The sequence below is a fragment of the Rhizobium sp. YTU87027 genome, assembly GCF_050644135.1.
In the GTDB taxonomy this organism is placed as follows: Bacteria; Pseudomonadota; Alphaproteobacteria; order Rhizobiales; family Rhizobiaceae; genus Rhizobium.
In genome coordinates this window covers 106,498-125,065 of sequence record NZ_CP098440.1, presented here as the reverse complement: position 1 = coordinate 125,065, position 18,568 = coordinate 106,498, and the positions used below count along the sequence as shown (strand labels likewise).

Annotated in this window: 17 protein-coding genes; 12 read left to right on the top strand and 5 right to left on the bottom strand. The window is 61.3% G+C overall.

Annotated elements, in window-relative coordinates; genetic code table 11:
• Positions 1-12: 12 nt before the first annotated feature.
• From NBG89_RS00625 to NBG89_RS00605, 5 genes are read left to right on the top strand one after another with little or no spacing between them, the layout of a single operon-like run.
• Entirely contained in the window at positions 13-1,179 is a 1,167-nt protein-coding gene (locus NBG89_RS00625) for an ABC transporter permease (protein WP_431321282.1), read from the top strand.
• Positions 1,176-2,120 carry an ABC transporter ATP-binding protein gene (locus tag NBG89_RS00620; RefSeq protein WP_431321281.1) on the top strand — a complete coding sequence of 315 codons (945 nt, stop codon included), beginning with the start codon at positions 1,176-1,178 and terminating at the stop codon, positions 2,118-2,120. Before NBG89_RS00625 ends, NBG89_RS00620 begins: the two co-directional genes overlap by 4 nt.
• Positions 2,117-2,866: an ABC transporter permease gene (locus NBG89_RS00615; RefSeq protein WP_431321280.1), complete on the top strand. Its 750-nt coding sequence runs from the start codon at positions 2,117-2,119 to the stop codon at positions 2,864-2,866. The genes NBG89_RS00620 and NBG89_RS00615 overlap by 4 nt, the downstream gene beginning before the upstream one ends.
• Positions 2,867-2,913: 47 nt before the next feature.
• Entirely contained in the window at positions 2,914-3,309 is a 396-nt protein-coding gene (locus tag NBG89_RS00610) for a VOC family protein (RefSeq protein WP_114711188.1), read from the top strand.
• A 9-nt stretch (positions 3,310-3,318) separates the two neighbouring features.
• Positions 3,319-5,769, top strand: coding sequence for a glycoside hydrolase family 2 protein (locus tag NBG89_RS00605; protein WP_431321279.1), 2,451 nt, complete (start codon positions 3,319-3,321; stop codon positions 5,767-5,769).
• A 118-nt stretch (positions 5,770-5,887) separates the two neighbouring features.
• On the opposite strand, the gene NBG89_RS00600 is transcribed toward NBG89_RS00605, so the two are convergent.
• On the bottom strand, positions 5,888-6,280 hold the full coding sequence (locus tag NBG89_RS00600) for a PRC-barrel domain-containing protein (RefSeq protein WP_431321278.1): 393 nt from the start codon (positions 6,278-6,280) through the stop codon (positions 5,888-5,890).
• Positions 6,281-6,533: 253 nt separating this feature from the next.
• Here NBG89_RS00600 and NBG89_RS00595 point away from each other — a divergent pair, with 253 nt between their 5' ends.
• The 4 genes from NBG89_RS00595 to NBG89_RS00580 all read left to right on the top strand — a co-directional run bounded on the left by NBG89_RS00595 (position 6,534) and on the right by NBG89_RS00580 (position 11,837).
• On the top strand, positions 6,534-8,234 hold the full coding sequence (locus tag NBG89_RS00595) for a long-chain fatty acid--CoA ligase (RefSeq protein ID WP_431321277.1): 1,701 nt from the start codon (positions 6,534-6,536) through the stop codon (positions 8,232-8,234).
• 139 nt (positions 8,235-8,373) lie between these two features.
• Positions 8,374-9,999, top strand: coding sequence for a glucose-6-phosphate isomerase (pgi, locus tag NBG89_RS00590; RefSeq protein WP_431321276.1), 1,626 nt, complete (start codon positions 8,374-8,376; stop codon positions 9,997-9,999).
• A 15-nt stretch (positions 10,000-10,014) separates the two neighbouring features.
• The gene (locus tag NBG89_RS00585) at positions 10,015-10,869 is read left to right on the top strand and encodes a class I SAM-dependent methyltransferase (RefSeq protein WP_431321275.1); all 855 of its coding nucleotides are present in this window, start codon (positions 10,015-10,017) and stop codon (positions 10,867-10,869) included.
• 167 nt (positions 10,870-11,036) lie between these two features.
• Positions 11,037-11,837, top strand: a complete 801-nt coding sequence (locus tag NBG89_RS00580) for an alpha/beta fold hydrolase (protein ID WP_431321274.1) — start codon at positions 11,037-11,039, stop codon at positions 11,835-11,837.
• Between the two features lie 8 nt (positions 11,838-11,845).
• On the opposite strand, the gene NBG89_RS00575 is transcribed toward NBG89_RS00580, so the two are convergent.
• Together NBG89_RS00575 and NBG89_RS00570 are read right to left on the bottom strand one after the other, a co-directional pair.
• Positions 11,846-12,772: a carbohydrate kinase family protein gene (locus NBG89_RS00575; RefSeq protein WP_431321273.1), complete on the bottom strand. Its 927-nt coding sequence runs from the start codon at positions 12,770-12,772 to the stop codon at positions 11,846-11,848.
• A 90-nt stretch (positions 12,773-12,862) separates the two neighbouring features.
• Positions 12,863-13,552, bottom strand: a complete 690-nt coding sequence (locus NBG89_RS00570; RefSeq protein WP_431321272.1) for an orotate phosphoribosyltransferase — start codon at positions 13,550-13,552, stop codon at positions 12,863-12,865.
• A 208-nt stretch (positions 13,553-13,760) separates the two neighbouring features.
• On the opposite strand from NBG89_RS00570, the gene NBG89_RS00565 reads away from it, so the two are divergent.
• Positions 13,761-15,032: an MgtC/SapB family protein gene (locus NBG89_RS00565; RefSeq protein ID WP_431322744.1), complete on the top strand. Its 1,272-nt coding sequence runs from the start codon at positions 13,761-13,763 to the stop codon at positions 15,030-15,032.
• A gap of 49 nt (positions 15,033-15,081) precedes the next feature.
• On the opposite strand, the gene NBG89_RS00560 is transcribed toward NBG89_RS00565, so the two are convergent.
• Positions 15,082-15,732: a TetR family transcriptional regulator gene (locus NBG89_RS00560; protein WP_431321271.1), complete on the bottom strand. Its 651-nt coding sequence runs from the start codon at positions 15,730-15,732 to the stop codon at positions 15,082-15,084.
• A gap of 99 nt (positions 15,733-15,831) precedes the next feature.
• On the opposite strand from NBG89_RS00560, the gene NBG89_RS00555 reads away from it, so the two are divergent.
• Entirely contained in the window at positions 15,832-16,656 is an 825-nt protein-coding gene (locus NBG89_RS00555) for an NmrA family NAD(P)-binding protein (RefSeq protein WP_431321270.1), read from the top strand.
• On the top strand, positions 16,644-17,141 hold the full coding sequence (locus tag NBG89_RS00550; protein ID WP_431321269.1) for a DUF1772 domain-containing protein: 498 nt from the start codon (positions 16,644-16,646) through the stop codon (positions 17,139-17,141). Before NBG89_RS00555 ends, NBG89_RS00550 begins: the two co-directional genes overlap by 13 nt.
• Before the next feature lie 113 nt (positions 17,142-17,254).
• Here the strand turns inward: NBG89_RS00550 and NBG89_RS00545 are convergent, their stop codons facing one another.
• Positions 17,255-18,433, bottom strand: coding sequence for a GGDEF domain-containing protein (locus NBG89_RS00545; RefSeq protein ID WP_431321268.1), 1,179 nt, complete (start codon positions 18,431-18,433; stop codon positions 17,255-17,257).
• Positions 18,434-18,568: the final 135 nt, after the last annotated feature.

The following is an 18,568-nucleotide window of genomic DNA, read 5'->3' as shown; positions in this document are numbered from 1 at the left end:
TAGGATGGATCGATGGAAGAAACCTTAGCGGTCCGCAAACTGGACCGGCTCGGCGTGGTGCTGGTGACAACAGGCGTTCTCGCAACTGCGCTCCTGCCTTTCATCTATGTGAAGGCAAACCGCATCGCCGCCGGAAAACCCATGCTGCTGATGCAGCTGCTCAATCAACCCTCCGCCATCATCCTGACAATTCTCCTTATCGTCACGGCTCTGGCCGTTCTGTTTCTGCAGAACGCGTTGTTGCGGCTGGTGATTTCGACCCTCTGTTTTGCAGCCCTGCTCGCGACCATTGGTTTTGCGGCCTCGGCCTTCACGCCACCCAACAGCAATGCCGCGCGCATGACGCCGGGCGGTGGGTTCTGGGTCTTGTTTGCCGTGATCGGGCTCATCGTCTCGGATGCCCTCGTGAAAATCAAGCTGACGCCGTGGATGCGCATTGCGGCACTTGTCGGCTACACCGGACTGCTCGGCATCTTCCTTGCATCCGGACTGCTCGACGATCTCTCGATCATGAAGGAATTCGCGACCCGATCCGCTCAGTTCTGGACGGAAGCGCTCGCCCATTTGCTGCTGGCGTTCGGCTCGCTGGCGATCGCCATCGTCATTGGCCTGCCACTCGGCATCCTGTGTTTCTGGGTGCCAAAGTTGCGGGCGGTCGTCCTGCAGGGCCTCAGCCTCATCCAGACGATCCCGAGCCTGGCGCTTTTCGGTATCCTGATGCTGCCGCTCGGCTATCTCGCGACCCATGTTCCGGCCGCTGCCTCGATCGGTATTCGCGGCATCGGGGCGGCACCCGCATTGATCGCCCTCATCCTCTATTCGCTGCTGCCGATCGTCGCCAACGCGGTTGTCGGCCTCCAGGGGGTTGATCCCTCAGTACGCGACGCCGCAGCGGGGATGGGCTTGACGCGTCGCCAGATCCTCACGCGCATCGACCTGCCGCTGGCCTTTCCCGTCATTCTCACCGGCATTCGGATCGTCCTCGTGCAGGCGATCGGCTTGGTGACGGTGGCAGCACTGATCGGCGGTGGCGGATTCGGCATCTTCATCTTCCAGGGGCTTGGTCAGACAGCCATGGACCTCGTTCTGCTCGGCGCCGTGCCGACCGTTTTCTTCGCCTTCTCTTCGGCCGTCATCCTCGATGCGGTCATCGACAGCATACGGGGATCCACCGCATGAGCATGATCGAAATCAGGAACGTCACCAAGCGGTACGGCACAGCGACCGTCGTCGACAATGTCTCGATGGATGTCGAGAAGGGCTCGATCACCGTCGTTGTCGGCACCTCGGGCTCGGGTAAGTCGACGCTGATGCGGATGATCAACCGTCTCGTGCCGATCACGTCGGGTGAGATTTTCGTCGGCGGCCAGAGCATCATGGACGTGCCGGTTACGGAGCTACGCCGCAAGATCGGCTATGCGATTCAGGGGCATGGCCTTTTCCCACACCGCACCGTTGCGCAAAACATCGCGACAGTGCCGCAGCTTCTCGGCTGGGACACGGCGAAAATCAATGGCCGCGTCGAGGAACTGCTCGGCCTGTTCAACCTCGATCACGCAACCTTTGCCGAGAAATATCCACATCAGCTTTCTGGCGGTCAGCAGCAGCGCGTCGGCGTGGCGCGGGCACTAGCGGCGGAACCGGAACTGCTGCTGATGGATGAGCCGTTCGGCGCGCTTGATCCCGTTATCCGCGGCAAGGCGCAAGACGATCTGCTGGCGATCCAGAAGCAGTTCGGCACGACCGTCGTCCTCGTCACGCACGACATGGACGAGGCCTTCCACCTCGGCAACCAGATCGCCGTGATGAGCGCCGGCAAGTTGCTGCAATGCTCGACGCCGGAGAAGATCCTGACCGAGCCGGCCGACCCCTTCGTGCAGCAACTGACCGGCACCTCCGACCGGGCCCTGAAGCTGATGTCGCTGCTGCCGCTGAAAGAGAGCATGGAGCCGGCAAAGTCAGGACTGGCTTACGTATTGCCGCAGACGCTCAGCCTGCGCGACGCGCTTGCTGAAATGATCTGGCAAGGGGTGGGAGAAGCCGCCGTTCACGATGCCAGTAAGGTACCGGTCGGCTCGATCTCGATGACGCGGCTGCTTCAACTGGGCCGCAAGGCATGAAGCTCGTCTCTGCGAACCTTTTCCGCGTTGCCGCGTTGGTGCTGCTTTTGATCCTCTTGTTCAGAACGGAGTGGTTGTCCTTCCTGCTCGTACCTTTGACGAACAACAATGCGCCAGCCGTCTACACCCAGAACAGCCTTCCGCAGCTTGCCGCCTCGCATCTCTTCCTTGTGGCGACCTCCATCGTCGGCAGCGCCGTTCTTGCGATCCTCGGCGGCATTTTCGTTACCCGCCAGAGCGGCGAAGACTTCCTGCCTTTGTCACGAGCGATCGCCAATGCCGGCCAGACGTTTCCCCCGGTGGCGGTGCTCGCGCTTGCCGTGCCGGCAACCGGCTTCGGCACCGGACCGACATTGATCGCACTCTTCCTTTATGGCTTGCTGCCGATTTTCGAGAACACCGTTTCCGGACTCAAGCAGGTCTCTCCATCGGTGCTCGATGCCGCCGACGGCATGGGCATGAATGGCACGCAGCGGCTCTTTCAGGTGGAACTGCCGCTTGCCCTGCCGCTGATCCTCGAGGGCTTGAAGGTTGCGACCGTCATCAACATTGGCACAGCAACGATCGGCTCGACGGTGGCCGCCAAGGGACTTGGCGAAGTCATCATCGCCGGGCTAATCTCGGACAACACCGCCTTCATCCTGCAAGGCGGCCTGATCGTCGGCCTGATGGCGGTGCTGATCTATGATGCGATGGGGCTGATCGAAAACGCGATTACCCAAAGAATTGGCTTGCGCCCCGCATGAGGCGGCGGCTACCAAGGCTGCCGTGATATCGGCAATGGGAGGCAGCCTTGGCCAAGATGATTCACTCCATGATCCGCGTTCTCGACGAGGCGCGCTCGGTTGAGTTCTACGGCAAGGTCTTCGGCCTCAAGGTTGCCGATCGCATCGACTTCGACACCTTCACCCTGATTTACATGAGCAATGGCGAGACCGGCTTTGAGCTGGAGCTGACGGTCAACAAGGGGCGCACCGAGCCTTACGACCTCGGCAATGGCTACGGGCATCTGGCCCTCTCCGTCCAGGAAGTGGAGGTCGAGCACAAGCGCCTGACGGAGGCCGGCCTGAACCCCGGCAAGATCGTCGAGCTCAATCGCGACGGCAAGCTGCTGGCTCTGTTCTTCTTCATCACCGATCCCGACGGCTACAAGATCGAAGTCCTGCAGCGCCACGGCCGTTATCTCTAAGAGTTTCCCATGATCAAAAAGACCGAACTGAACCGGGGCTGGACGCTTTCCTGCAACGTTACAGGTCGACGCGACCTGCCGGCCGAAATTCCAGCACATGTGCCAGGCTGCGTGCATCTCGACTTGCTTGCCAACCGGCTGATCCCGGATCCCTATCTCGACGTCAACGAGATCACCAACGACTGGATCGGCAAGGAAGACTGGACATATCGCTGCAGCTTCGATGCATCGCCGGACGCCGGCAAAGTCCACGAGTTGGTGTTCGAGGGCCTAGATACGGTCGCGACAATCGTACTGAACGGCGAGGAACTCGGCCGCACCTTCAACATGCACCGCACCTATCGCTTCGACGTGTCGGAGCGGCTGAAGCAAGGTCCGAACGAGCTCGTCGTGGCCTTCCGCTCCGCTTATGCCTACGGTGCCGAGATGGAGGCGCATTACGGCTATCGGCCGAACAACTATCCCGGCCCCGGCAACCTGATGCGCAAGATGGCCTGCAACTTCGGCTGGGACTGGGGTCCGACGCTGGTGACTTCGGGAATCTGGAAACCGGTACGGCTGGAAAGCTGGCAGCGGGCCCGGCTTGCGGAAATGCGGGTTTCGGTAACGCTCGCCGGTGGCGACGGGCGCGTGACGGTTCGCGCTAGCGTCGAGCGCCACGACGGCGTTCCGGCAAAGCTCGTCGCAACTATTGCCGGTGTCAGCCATGTGGCCGAGTTTCCGGAAGGAACTGACGGGGTCGAGTGCCAGCTGACTGTTCCCACCCCACAGATCTGGTGGCCGCACCATCTTGGCGCCCAGCCGCTCTATTCGCTGCAGATCGAATTGCGGGATGGCGTAAGCGATGACTTACTCGATAGCTACTCGAAGCAGATCGGCTTCCGCTCCGTCAGGCTTGATACAGCACCCGACGGGCACGGCTCGGCCTTCACCTTCGTCATTAACGACGTGCCACTTTTCCTCTGCGGCGCGAACTGGATTCCCGACGACTGCTTTCCGTCGCGGGTGACCGCCGAGCGCTACGCCTCGCGGATCGATGAGGCGAAGGCAGCGAACATCAATCTGCTGCGCGTCTGGGGTGGCGGCATCTTCGAGCGCGACGAGTTCTACGAGGCGTGCGACCGCGCCGGGATGGTCGTCTGGCAGGACTTCCTGTTCGCCTGCGCCTCCTATCCGGAAGAAGAGCCGTTGCGAAGCGAGGTCGAGGCCGAGGTGCGCGACAATGTCGTGCGACTGATGCCGCATCCGTCGCTGATCGTCTGGAATGGCAACAACGAGAATATCTGGGGCTTCGACGAATGGGGCTGGCGGCCGATCATCAAGGAGGGCGTCAGCTGGGGGCTAGGCTACTATCTCGATGTTCTGCCGAAGCTCTGCGCCGACCTCGATCCGGATCGGCCCTATTACCCGGGCAGCCCCTATTCGGGGACGATGGAGATCGAGCCGAACGCGGACGAGCACGGCTGCAAGCACATCTGGGACGTCTGGAACGATGTCGGCTACGAGGTCTATCGCAACTACATCCCGCGCTTCTGCTCGGAATTCGGTTGGCAGGCGCCACCGAACTGGGCGACGATCGAGGAAAGCGTGCATGACACGCCGCTGACGCCCGTTTCGAACGGGGTGTTCCACCATCAGAAGGCGACGCAGGGCAATGACAAGCTGATCCGCGGCCTTGCCGGGCATCTGCCGGTGCCGCAGACGATGGACGACTGGCATTTCGCCACGCAGCTGAACCAGGCGCGCGCCATCTGGTTCGCGATCGAGCACATGCGCTCGCACCGAGATGTCTGCAAGGGCGCCGTCGTCTGGCAGTTCAACGACTGCTGGCCGGTGACGTCCTGGGCGGCACTCGACTCGGCGGGACGGCGCAAACCACTCTGGTATGCGATGCAACAGGCATTCGATCCGAGGCTGCTGACAATCCAGCCGCGCAACGGCGGGCTGGCAGCCGTCGCCGTCAACGAGCGCACGCTGTTCTGGCGGGCGAAGATATCGGGCAAGCGCCTGCGGCTTGACGGAACGGTGCTTGCAGAATTCGAGTTCTGGCGGCTGCTCTGCGACCGCTTCGAGGCGAAGGAGTTTCCGCTACCGGCGGATATCGCAGCACCGGACGATGCCGGTGACGAGCTCATCGTCGTACAGATGCTCGACCGGCGCGCGTTCCACTATTTTGTCGAGGACATCGATCTCAAGCTTCCCCCACCCCAGGCGTTGATCGAACTTAACGCCACGGCGGATGGATATGCAGTGAAGGTGACGGCAGAGACCCTGCTGAAGGACCTTTGCCTGATGGCCGACCGGCTCGATCCGGCAGCCGTCGTTGATTCCATGCTGGTAACGCTGCTTCCAGGGGAAAGTCACGTCTTCACGCTGCAGACCGCAAAAGCGTTGTCGGTAGGAGACATCACCATTGGCACCGTGCTGCGTTCGGCCAACGATCTCGTCGCCAAAAACTGAAAAGGCCCCGTCCGCGACGGGGCCCATCCAGGTCGTTTTACCACGCCGAGTACCAAGTGAGCGCGTGCGGCGCAGCGCATATGCGCGCGATCAATCGACCGCGCGCATGCGGACGACGTTACATCCAGTAGGGAGGCACGCCGTAGTAATCATACACTCGGCGGCCATTATTGTTGTACCAGCTGTCGTCATCATCCGCATAGCTCGGCGCGCCTTCGATCTCAGCCTTCGTCAGGTCGATGCGGTAGCCGTCAAGCTGGGTATCGTAGGTCAGCTTTTCCCACGGCAGCGGATAGTGATCGTGTCCAATGCCCATGAAGCCGCCGAACTGAAGCACGGCGTAGGCAACGCGGCCATCCTGCTTGCCAAGGATCAATCGTTCGATAGAGCCGATGTGCTTGCCATCGGCACCATAGACGCGGGTGCCTTCCACGCGGTCACTGGCAATCAGCGTCGGCGTATCCTTCACATTCGGGTCACGGCGGGTCTTGTCAGCGTCCTGATGCAGCATGGTGCATGCCCCTCCTTTTTTTCGTTTCCTCGGTTTGTCCACATGTTGGGAACGCTGCCTCGCACTCGATGTTCCCACTTTAGTCCCGACAGCCGGCTTCGCATGATTATTGACGTTTACGTCAAGGTTAGTGTAACGCTATTCTCGGCTTGAACCATTCAGGCGATGACATAAGCTGCCGCGTTGGAAGATGGAGGATCGTCCAATCGGCTTGCCGGTCGGACCGGCCGGCAGCGACAGGGAGAGAGACAAGATGAACAGCATTTCCGTCCATCCAGGCGGTGCGAAGCCCGAAAAGCCTTGGCTTGCGACCTACCCCGACAGCGTGCCGGCCGAGCTTCCCGCACTGGAATACGAATCGCTTGCCGAGCTGCTCGAGAAATCCTGCGCGCGCTATGCCAATCGCGTTGCCTTTTCCAGCATGGGCAAGACGCTGACCTATGGCGAGCTTGAGGGCCAGACCCGCAAAATTGCAGCCTGGCTGCAGAGCATCGGCCTTGAAAAGGGTGACCGCGTTGCCGTCATGATGCCGAACGTGCTGCAGAACCCGGTTGCCGTTTACGGCATCCTGCGCGCAGGCTTCGTGGTCGTGAATGTCAATCCGCTCTACACGCCCCGCGAGTTAGAACATCAACTGCGCGACTCCGGCGCCAAGGCCATCTTCGTGCTCGAAAACTTCGCGCGTACCGTTGAGCAGGTGCTTGTGAAGACGGACGTGCGCCATGTCGTCGTCACTTCGCTTGGCGAGATGCTGGGCGCGAAGGGGTTGATCGTCAATCTCCTCGTGCGCAGGGTCAAGAAGCTCGTTCCCTCTTGGTCCATCCCGCAGCATAAGACCTTCAAGCAAGTGCTTGGTGAAGGCGCAGGCAAGGCACTGAAACCCGCAAACCTCAAGGGCGACGACATCGCCTTCCTACAATACACTGGTGGCACGACCGGCATTGCCAAGGGCGCGGTACTGACGCACCGGAACTTGCTCTCCAACAAGCTGCAGCTGGAACTCTGGCTGCAATCGGCCTTCGACAGGAAGCCGCGCCCAGAGGTTCTGAACTTCCTTTGTGCCCTGCCGCTCTATCACATCTTCGCGCTCACCGTGAATTCGCTGATGGGCATGTCGCTCGGCGCGCACAACATCCTCATCGCCAACCCGCGCGATATTCCGGCCCTCGTCAAGGAATTCGGCAAGGTCAAGGTCCACATCTTCCCTGGCCTCAATACCCTCTTTAACGCATTGCTGAACAATGCCGATTTCGCCAAGATCGACTTCTCCTCCATGGTGATGTCGCTTGGCGGCGGCATGGCGGTGCAGCGGCCAGTCGCCGAACGCTGGATGAAGATTACCGGCTCCCACATCACCGAAGGCTATGGCCTCTCGGAGACCTCGCCAGTGGCAACGGCAAATCGCTTCGACTCTGCAGAATTCACCGGCTCGATTGGCTTGCCGATCCCATCCACTGAACTCGACATTCGCGACGAGGACGGCAATTCGCTTCCGCTTGGCGAGATCGGCGAGATCTGTATCCGTGGTCCGCAGGTGATGGCCGGCTACTGGAACAAGCCGGAGGAGACCGCTCGCGTGATGACGCCGGATGGCTATTTCCGCAGCGGCGACATGGGCTTCACGGATGCGCGCGGCTACACCAAGATCGTCGACCGGAAGAAGGACATGATCCTGGTATCCGGCTTCAACGTCTATCCGAACGAGATCGAGGAAGTGGCGGCGATGCATCCGGGCATTCTCGAGGCGGCAGCCGTCGGTATCCCTGATGGGCACTCCGGCGAGGCCGTCAAGCTTTTCGTGGTGCGCAAGGACCCGGCGCTGACAGAGGCCGACGTAAAGGCGCATTGCGCCGCAAACCTCACCAATTACAAGCGTCCGCGCTTCGTGGAATTCCGCACCGAATTGCCGAAGACGCCAGTCGGAAAAATCCTGCGCAAGGATCTCCGCGGCTGAGTTTGACGGTTGCGTGAAATTATCAGCCATCCGTTTTGCCCGGGTGGCTTTTTTGCAGCTCGAGAGGTCGCCGAACTTGATTTGCGCCCTACAAAGCGAATAGTTTCCGCGACCCTCTCGCCCTGCAAAGGAGCCTCTCATGAATGCTATCGTCGAACAATTGAAGAGCACTGCGGCCGTCACCAAGGCAGCCGACCTGCGCGCCGCCTTTGCCGCCGATCCGCAGCGTTTCTCACGCTTCAGCGTGTCGCTTGACGATCTCCTGATGGACTATTCCAAGACGGCCGTGAACGACGAGATCCTGGCCCTCCTGGCCAAACTCGCGGAAACGGGCGGCGTCGAAGCCAAGCGTGACGAGATGTTTTCCGGCAAGGCGATCAACTTCACCGAAAACCGCGCCGTCCTGCACACCGCGCTGCGCAACCGCTCCAACACGCCGGTGCTGGTTGACGGCAAAGATGTCATGCCCGATGTCAACGCCGTGCTTGCCGCCATGGGCAAATTCGCCGACGGCATCCGTTCCGGCAGCCTCAAGGGGGCGACCGGCAAGGCGATCACCGACGTCATCAACATCGGCATCGGCGGGTCCGACCTTGGCCCCGTGATGGCAACGCTGGCGCTGGCACCCTTCCATGACGGCCCGCGCGCGCACTTCGTCTCCAACATCGACGGCGCCCACATCGCCGATACGCTGAAGCTCGTTCAGCCCGAGACGACGCTCTTCATCGTCGCCTCCAAGACCTTCACGACGGTGGAGACGATGACGAATGCGCAGACGGCGCGCAAGTTCATCGCCGACGCGCTCGGCGAGGCCGCCGTTCAGCATCATTTCGCTGCCGTTTCGACTGCGCTCGACAAGGTCGCGGCCTTCGGCATCGAGAGCGAACGCGTCTTTGGCTTCTGGGACTGGGTCGGCGGTCGCTATTCCCTCTGGTCGGCGATCGGCCTGCCGATCATGATCGCCATCGGACCGGAGAATTTCATCAAGTTTCTCGAGGGCGCCCATGCCGTCGACAATCACTTCCGCACGGCCCCGATCACCAAGAACCTCCCAATGCTCCTCGGCCTGATCGGCTTCTATCACCGCAATGTGCTCGGCTATCCGACCCGCGCGGTCCTGCCCTATGACCAGCGCCTGTCGCGCTTCCCGGCCTATCTGCAGCAGCTCGACATGGAATCGAACGGCAAGGGTGTGACGATCGACGGCACGCCTGTCGAGGGCAATTCCGGCCCTGTTGTCTGGGGCGAGCCGGGCACCAACGGCCAGCACGCCTTCTACCAGTTGATCCACCAGGGCACGAGCATCATTCCGGCCGAATTCATGATCGCTGCCAATGCCTTCGAGCCTGAACTGCGTCACCAGCACGAGCTTCTGATATCGAACGTGCTCGCGCAGTCCGAAGCGCTGATGAAGGGCCGTACTTTCGAAGAGGCCAAGAAGCAGCTGACCGACAAGGGCATGGACGACAGACAAGCCGACTTCATCGCGCCGCACCGCGTCTTCACCGGCAATCGCCCCTCGATCACCTTCGTCTACGACAAGCTGACGCCCTATGCGCTCGGTCGCCTGATCGCGCTCTATGAGCACCGCGTTTTCGTCGAAGGCGTGCTGTTCCGCATCAACTCTTTCGACCAGTGGGGCGTCGAACTCGGCAAGGAACTGGCGACCGGCCTGCTTCCCGTCGTCGAAGGCAAGGAAAGCGCTGCGGGCCACGATTCTTCGACGCAGGGTCTGGTTGCGGCGCTGGCGAAGCTCGCGAAATAACATCGGGACGGCGCTATGGAAGGCAGGGAACCGAGCCGGACCGCCCGCATGGTGGCGGGTTCTCGTGCCGCCCATCAGATCGTCGATAATGCCTCCGTCTTCAAGGATCCCTACGCCCGGGTGATCCTTGACGCGGAGGCCGTAGCAGCAGCGGACGAGCGAGCCCGCGATCCCACTACGAGGCCTTTCCGGCTGTTCCTGGCGGCGCGCAGCCGCTTTGCGGACGATTGCATCGCAAGAGAAGCCGAGCGCGGCCTGCGCCAGGTCGTCGTCCTCGGCGCTGGCCTCGATACGTTCGGCCTGCGCAACCCCTATCGGGACATCGGCCTGAAAGTCTTCGAGGTCGACCATCCGGCAACCCAGGCGTGGAAGCGGGAGCGGCTCGCGGCCGCAGGGATTGCGCGGCCTTGCGAACTGGCTTTCGTGCCTGTCGATTTCGAAGGTGACGATCTGGCGGAAGGTCTCTCGGCAAATGGCTTCCGTAAGGACGAGGCGGCGCTTTATATCTGGCTCGGCGTGGTACCTTATCTCGAGCGACAAACGGTCTTTTCGCTGCTCCGCTTCGTTGCCGGCTTCGCCGAGGCTGGCATCGTTCTCGACTATTCGGAGCCGCTGGAAAATCATGAACCGGAAAGGCGCGCACGTGCCGCTGCCATGGCGGCCCGGGTGGCTGAGGCCGGGGAGCCGTGGATAACGCTCCTCGACCCCCCAGAGCTTACAGCCGAACTGACGGCGATGGGCTTCGGCCATATAGAGGATCTTGGCCCCAATGCGACCGCGCGGCGTTATTTCGACGCTCCGGCGAATGCCCCAGATAGTGGCGCTGGTCCGCATATTCTCTTTGCCAGCACACGGCCCGGCGGCCGATAGCTCCAGGGCCGATTTCGTGGGTAGGAGGCGTCGTTACCTCGCTGGTAAACTCGCCAAGTCGTATCGGGATGGCCTCGTGCAGAAATTTGCGGGGCTTTTCACGGCGATGTCGAATGCCGGCTGCGCCGTTCGTTACACTGTTATAGTGGCACCACGAGGAGAGGCCAATGCACGTAACGGATGACGAGCTTGTGAATTTTGAGGCACATGGAGCGCTGCCGCTGCCGAAACCCAAGGATGAGGGTTTCGTGGAGAATGACGGCGCCCGCATCTGGCATGCGACCTACGGCTTTGGGCCGACCGTGATCCTGCTGCATGGCGGGCTCGGCAACGCCGGAAACTGGGGCTATCAGGTACCGGCATTGATTGCTGCAGGCCAGCAGGTCGTCGCCATCGACAGTCGAGGCCATGGCCGCAGCACGCGCGACGCACGTCCCTTTCACTATGCCCAGATGGCAGACGACGTGCTAGCGGTGATGGATCGGCTGGAGCTAGCAGAAGCTGCCCTCGTCGGCTGGAGCGACGGTGCCTGTACCGCGCTGATCCTCGCGGATGAACGGCCGGACCGAATTTCCGGTGTGTTTTTCTTCGCCTGCAACATGGATCCCAGCGGCACGCTTGAATTCAAGCCAACACCGGTGATTGATCGTTGCTTCAGTCGCCATCGCAAGGATTATCAAGCGCTGTCCGCCACGCCTGACGCCTTCGATAGCTTCGTGGCCGACGTGTCGAAGATGATGGCAAGCGAACCGAACTACGCTGCCGCGGATCTCGCCCGCATCAAGGTGCCGGTCGCGATCGTGATCGGAGAAAGTGACGAGTTCATCAGGCGCGAGCACGCCGATTATCTGGCACGCAGCATTCCCGATGCCGAACTGATCCTCCTTCCGGAGGTCAGCCATTTCGCGCCACTTCAGCGGCCCGAGCACTTCAACCGCGAAGTGCTCGCCTTTCTCGATCGGTTATAGGCCGCACCTCAGAGGCCGATTTCCTTCGCCCAGGGCGGATTGGCGCCGGCGCGCGAAACCGTGACGGCAGCCGCCTTCGCGCCAAGCGAAAGCGCGTTCTGCAGCGCCTTTTCGCTGAGCGACGCTACTTTTTCCTTGGTGAGGAGGTCGTCGATCTTCAGCGAGGCAAGCACGCCGGCATCGAAGGTGTCGCCTGCGCCGACGGTGTCGACGACGGTGACGCGCTCGCTCGGGACGGTCACCTTGCGCTCGTTGGTGTAACCCGACGCGCCTTCGGCACCCTTGGTGATGACGACGAGCTTGGCACCCTGCTTCAGCCAGTAGGCCGCCAGGTCGTCATGGTTGCCCTTGAGGCCGAACCACTCCAGGTCCTCGTCGGAGAACTTCAGGATGTCGGACTTGGAGGCCATGCGCTTGATGCGCGCCATGTGGGCTTCCTTGTTCTTGATGAAGCCGGGGCGGATGTTGGGATCCAGCGAAATCACCCGCTTGTCGCACTCGCGGTCGAGCAGCGCCTCGTAAGTCTCGCCGCAAGGGCTCGGAATGAGGCTGATCGCGCCGAAATGCAGCGCCTCGCAATCGTCGCCGAGAACAGGCAGATCGTCGGTCGTGATCATGCGACCCGCCGTGCCTTCATCATAGAAGGCATAGGTCGCCTGACCGTTGACCAGCTTTACGAAGGCGAGTGTGCACGGACGAGGCGCGATCGCGCAGAGGCTGAAATCGACATTGCTCGCCTTCAGCGTATCGCGCAGGATTTCGCCCATCATGTCATCGGCAAGGCCGGTGAAGAAGGCCGTCGGAATGCCGAGGCGTCCGAGCGCGATCGCCGTGTTGAAGATCGCCCCTCCGGCGTATGGGGCAAAGCCCTTCTCGCCGAGAGACGTCTCCCGCGGCAGCATATCAATCAGCGCTTCGCCACAGCACAAAATCATTCCGGCCTCCCAAGCATTACGATCCATCGATGTTCAAATCGATTAGATAATTTCATGGCAAAAGCAAAGCGCCGCGATGCAATTCTTCATTCAAAGTGATGAAATGCCACCATTGCGTCCCGACCAGGCGAGCGGCGCATCGAGGAAGGCCTCGACTTCGCTCAAGGTCTTTTCGTCGAACAGCTTCTGCGCTTTGGCAACGGCGAGCACATCGCGCCAAGTTGCGATGTAGTGCAGCTTCACCTTGCCATCGGCAAAGCGCAGCGCGCCTTCGTCGAAAATGCCATAGTAAAACAGAGCGATACCGTGATCGACCACGCCGCCGGCAGCCCGGACGGCATCGATGAACTTGAACATGCTGCCGCCAGCCGTCGTCAGGTCCTCGATGACGAGGACGCGCGAGCCCTCGGGCATGTTGCCTTCGATCTGCGCGTTGCGGCCATGACCCTTCGGTTGCTTGCGGACATAGATCATCGGCAGGCTGAGGCGATCGGCGAGCAGCGCTGCAAACGGGATGCCCGCGGTCTCGCCACCGGCAATGCAATCGAACTGCTCGAAACCGGCTTCGCGGAGCACGACGCTGGCGGCAAAATCCATCACGGTCGAGCGGACACGCGGGAAGGAGAGCAGCTTGCGGCAGTCGATGTAGACCGGGCTCGCCATGCCGGAAGCGAGCTTATAAGGCTGGGCGGCATTGAAGTGCACCGCCTTGATCTCCCAGAGCATCTTCGCCACGAGTTCCGCCATCACGGCGCGGTCGGTGAATGTCGTCTGGATCATCGCTCTCTCCTTTGGTCAAGTTTATGGGGCAATAGCAGCAAGCGCTGCAAGTTTCCAGAACGGCGAGCGCTCGCGGGGGCAGAAAGCGTCCGTGCCGGTCGGATCCGGTGATAACAAGGGAAGCGCTGCGGTTCGCGCACCGCTGATGCGCCAATACTTTCAGCTATTTGCGCTTGCTTGGCGGCGCGGTGGCGATATCGTGCACGGCATGGAACATATCGAAGTCTTCCGCCGTCTCGGCGTTGCGCTTGCAATCGGTCTGCTCGTCGGCGTCGAACGGGGGTGGCAGGAACGCGAGATCCGCGCCGGCGGGCGAGTGGCCGGCATCCGCACATTCGGCCTCACAGGCTTTCTCGGCGGCGTCGTCGGCACGCTTCAGCCAATGACCGGGCCCTTTCTACCTGCCACGATCGCGGCCCTCCTTGGTCTCCTTTACATCGTCGGCAAGTGGCAGGAGACGATCGAGGACAGGGACTACAGCATCACCACGACGGTTGCGGCGCTTGCAGTGTTCGCGCTCGGCGTACTTGCTGCGGTCGGCGATCTTGTCACTGCGGCTGCCAGCGCTGTAGCCATGACCGTCATTCTCGCAGCGCGCCAAAGCCTGCATAGTTTCCTGCGCGGATTGACTTGGGTGGAACTCCGCTCCGCCCTCGTACTGCTTGCAATGACCGCGATCGCACTGCCTCTGCTGCCTGACGAGGCGCTCGATCCCTGGGGAGCGCTCAATCCCTACTCGCTCTGGCTCCTGACGATCACCATCGCCGCCCTATCCTTCGCCGGCTATGCCGCGATAAGATTGATGGGCACCGGCCGCGGTGTCCTGCTGGCGGGTGCTGCGGGCGGACTTGTCTCGTCGACCGCGTTAACGCTTTCCTTCGCCCGCTATTCGGCGGAAGCACCCGAGGGTGCACGACACCTTGCGGCAGGGGCAGGTATTGCCGGTGCCCTTTCGTTCGCACGCGTTCTCGTCATCGCCAGCGCGCTCTCCTTCAGCATGCTGGTGCCGCTCGCTTCCGCGCTCGTCCCGGCAATGATCGGCTTCCTGGCGGCCGGTCTGCTTTCGGTGTGGCGTTCCAAGACCGCGACTGAAGCACCGGAAATTGACCTAAAAAACCCCTTCGAGCTCAACACAGTCATATCCTTTGCGGTGCTGCTCGGCCTTATCAGCCTCATCTCGAAGATGGCGATCGACTATGTCGGGCCGTCCGCGCTCTTCGTCGTGGCGGCGATCTCCGGCCTTGTTGATGTCGATGCCATTACGCTCTCGACGGCACGCCTCGTTGGCTCAACGATCAACGTGGCGACGGCGGCCGATGTCATCCTGATCGCTGTCGCAGTCAACGTGGTGACGAAGGTGGTGCTTGCCTTCACAGCCGGACGGCGGGAGTACGCGATGGCGCTCGGCGAGGCATCGGCGGTGGCCGTGATGCTCGGAGCCATCGGCTATCTCGCAGCGCGCAGCTTTCTGTTCGCCTGAGCCAATTGCACAAATCGGACACCAGGAAAAAGGTCGGCGAACCCAGCGACTACGGCAGCCGGCCGATATCGGCCGGTAGCATCCGCTGATAGAGCGCGATCGCCGTCCGTCCCTCCGCATCATCCAGTGAGATCGCGTAGCGTACGGCGGCAGCCAGCAGCTGCATGGTAAGTCTGGCAATGGCGACAAGTTCGCCCTTGCTCCGCTCCGGCTCCAGCGTTGCGAGGACGGAAAGCAAGGCTTGGGCATGGAACTCCATGTCTTCGGTATCGACCTCCTGCAGCAGCCGATCGGCCTGCGTAGCGAACCATATGTCCCGCATGACCGGCTCCTGCCGGAAGAAGTCGTAATATTGGTCGGCGATATTGCAGAGCGCCTGTCGCAGCGTGGTAGCGTCCGCCACCATTGCAAGCTCGGCCGCGACGCAAGCCCTGCCCTGCTCATTGAAGCGTTCGGCAAGCGTCCGGATGATCGAGCTCTTGTCCGGAAAATATTGGTAAAGCGCTCCGAAGGATAACTCGGCCTTTTCAACGATCTCGCTCATCTTCAGGGCGTCGCTGCCGTTTTTCTCGATCAGCTCCAGGGCTACCGAAAGGATCTTCTCGAAACGCTCCCGGCCCCGCTTCTGCTGCGGTATCCGGCGCGGCTGGCCGGTCGGCTCCAGCTGCCTTCTGCGCCTGGCGGCAACCTCTTCGCTCATCCTTCCCTCCATTTTTCGGTTGACGAAGAAAATAAGAGAGTTTATCTCATTTTGCAAATGAGAGACTTTCTCTTGTTTTATTCGGAGGAGTATTTTTACATGCAGAATTCCGAAATCATTCTCGTCGGCGGCGCAGGCAAGACGGGTGGCCGCATCGCCGAACGGCTGGCGAAGAGAGATCTCAGCTTCCGCTTTGCCTCACGCTCCAGTGCGCGCCCATTCGACTGGGAGAAGCCGGCCGACTGGGCAGCGGCGCTCGCCGGCGCAAGGAGCGCCTATGTGAGCTTCCAGCCTGACCTTGCCGTGTCATGGGCGGCGGACGCGATCGGTGGGCTTGCCCGCACGGCGGTCGATTGCGGCCTCACCCATATCGTCCTGTTGTCGGGTCGTGGCGAGGAAGGCGCGCAACACGCGGAGGAAGCACTCAAGGCATCCGGCATCGGCTACACTATCTTGCGCGCCTCGTGGTTCTGCCAGAATTTCAGTGAAGGCGCCTTTGCCGAGCAGGTCGCAGCCGGTGAGCTGGCTCTTCCGGCAGGCGCGGTGACGGAGCCCTTCATCGATGCGGACGACATCGCCGATGCGGCAGTGGCCGCGCTGACTGATCCCCGCCATATCGGCAAGACCTATGAACTAACCGGCCCCCGTTCATTGACGTTTCGCGAGGCGGTCGGCGAGATCGCCACTGCAGGCGGCAGAAACATTGCCTATCGGCAGATCTCCATGACCGAATTCAGGGAGGGACTTGGCGCCGGCGGGTTGCCAAAAGGCTTGATCGACCTGCTCGAGGAACTCTTCACGCAGGTACTCGACGGCAGAAATTCTCAAGTTGCGAATGGGGTCGAAGAAGTTCTCGGCCGTCCTGCCAGGGATTTCGGCCACTATGCGCGCGATACCGCAGCCAATGGAACATGGAGGGCATGACAATGACGCTTGTTCTTGGGATCCTTCTGGCGGCCGCTACGATTGGCAGCGGCCTAGTCGCCGGCATTTTCTTCGCCTTCTCGACCTTCATCATGACGTCGTTCGCCCGCATTCCCACCGAGCAGGGCATAGCGGCGATGAACTCCATCAATGTCACGATCGTGCGCTCGCCCTTCATGTTGCTTTTCGTACCGACCGCAGTTCTCTGCCTTGTGATTGGTGCCATGGCGTTCTTCAACTGGCGCGGTGGCGTCAGCGCCTGGATGTTGGCCGGCGCGGCTCTCTACGTCTTTACGTCGTTCCTCTCGACGATCGTCTTCAACGTGCCGATGAATGATGCGCTGGCGAAAGTCAGCGGCAGCGGCGCCGAGGCGACGGCGCTCTGGACGGCCTACCTCAAGGATTGGACATGGTGGAACCACGTAAGGACGATCGCCTCGTTGCTCGCGTCTATGGCCTTCGTCCGCGCCCTGATGCTGATATGAAGAAGGCGAGAGGCCATCCTCCCGCTGGCAGCGTTATCTTCGCTCGCAGAAGTTAGCCGGCCATTGAAGTGACCGATGCCCTCTTTCAAGGCCAGGCGAGCGACACTTTCCGATCAAGAGCCGGTGCGGACGGCGCCTGCCGGCACAGGATGGAGATGGGCGGCAACCTCGATCCGGTTCCGACCGGCGCGTTTTGCCGTATAGAGGGCCTTGTCGGCCGCGCTCAACATGGTGTCGAAATCCACTGGCGTGGAGCGCCCGGGCGCGACGCCGACGCTGACCGTGCATTTCAGGGTCTCGTCCTCAAGGTAGATCTCGCGGCCGGCGAACGCCTTACGGATGCGTTCGGCCACTGTCTCGGCGCGATCCGGAATAACCTCTTGCAACACCAGTGCGAACTCCTCTCCGCCAAGACGTGCGGCGGTATCCCCAGTTCGACAGTTCGCCGCTAGCTCGGCGGCGAAAACCTTCAGCACCCGGTCGCCGCCTGCGTGCCCGAAAGTGTCGTTGATGGACTTGAAATGATCGAGATCGAAGATCAGCACTGCGCTTGCCGGTCGCATCAGACCCTGCCCATAGCGATCAAAAAGCGCGCGGCGGTTCACGAGGCCGGTCAGCGGATCCGTAATGGCTTCCAGACGGTGCCTTGCGGCGAGCCGCCATTGGTGAAGCGCCAGCGACAGGGCGCCGATGCCGGTCATGCTGGCGATGCAGATCGCGAGGCTGAGATCCTCGGCCCAATTGCTCGGCGCAACACCCAAAACCATCTTTCCATCGGCGATCAGGACGGCGGCGCAGAGGACGAAGGAGATTGCCGTCAGGCAATAGAGCGCGGCAATTCCGGTCAGAGGAGCCGCCGCCTCCTCGCGCGCCCGCCAATACTGATAGGCGGTCGCGAAGAGCATGGCAGCGATCGCCGCATTCTCGGCGATAAATGCGAGCCCGTCATAACCGATCAACAGCGGAGGAATAGAGACGAGCATTGCCAAGAGAGCGCAGGCGACGGTGGCTCGCAGCCGCAATCTGTCAGTGCGGAACTGGCAGCCGGCGGCCCAGATAATTGCAAAGCCGGCATAGAAAAGCGCGAACGCGACAACGGCAAGGACCACCACCGGATCGTCGACATACATGCCGTAAGCAACGATGCCACTGACGATAAGAACAAGGCCTACGGTGCAGGTTAAAAGAAAGGTCTCCGAGCGGCGCACAAACCAACTGCCCAGCGACGTAAGGGCAAGACACGTGGTTGAGACAGCAAGCGCAATCAAAAGGGAATTGTAATCAAGCGTCATGCTTTAGAAATCGCGACCGCCATCGCGCCCCCATTCGTGCGAAGCCTACGGGTCCGCTATGACGAATGTCTTACTTATTTCGTTAAAAATTCATGCATTTAGACTGGCGATGCCGCAGGCATAGCAAATCGAGGC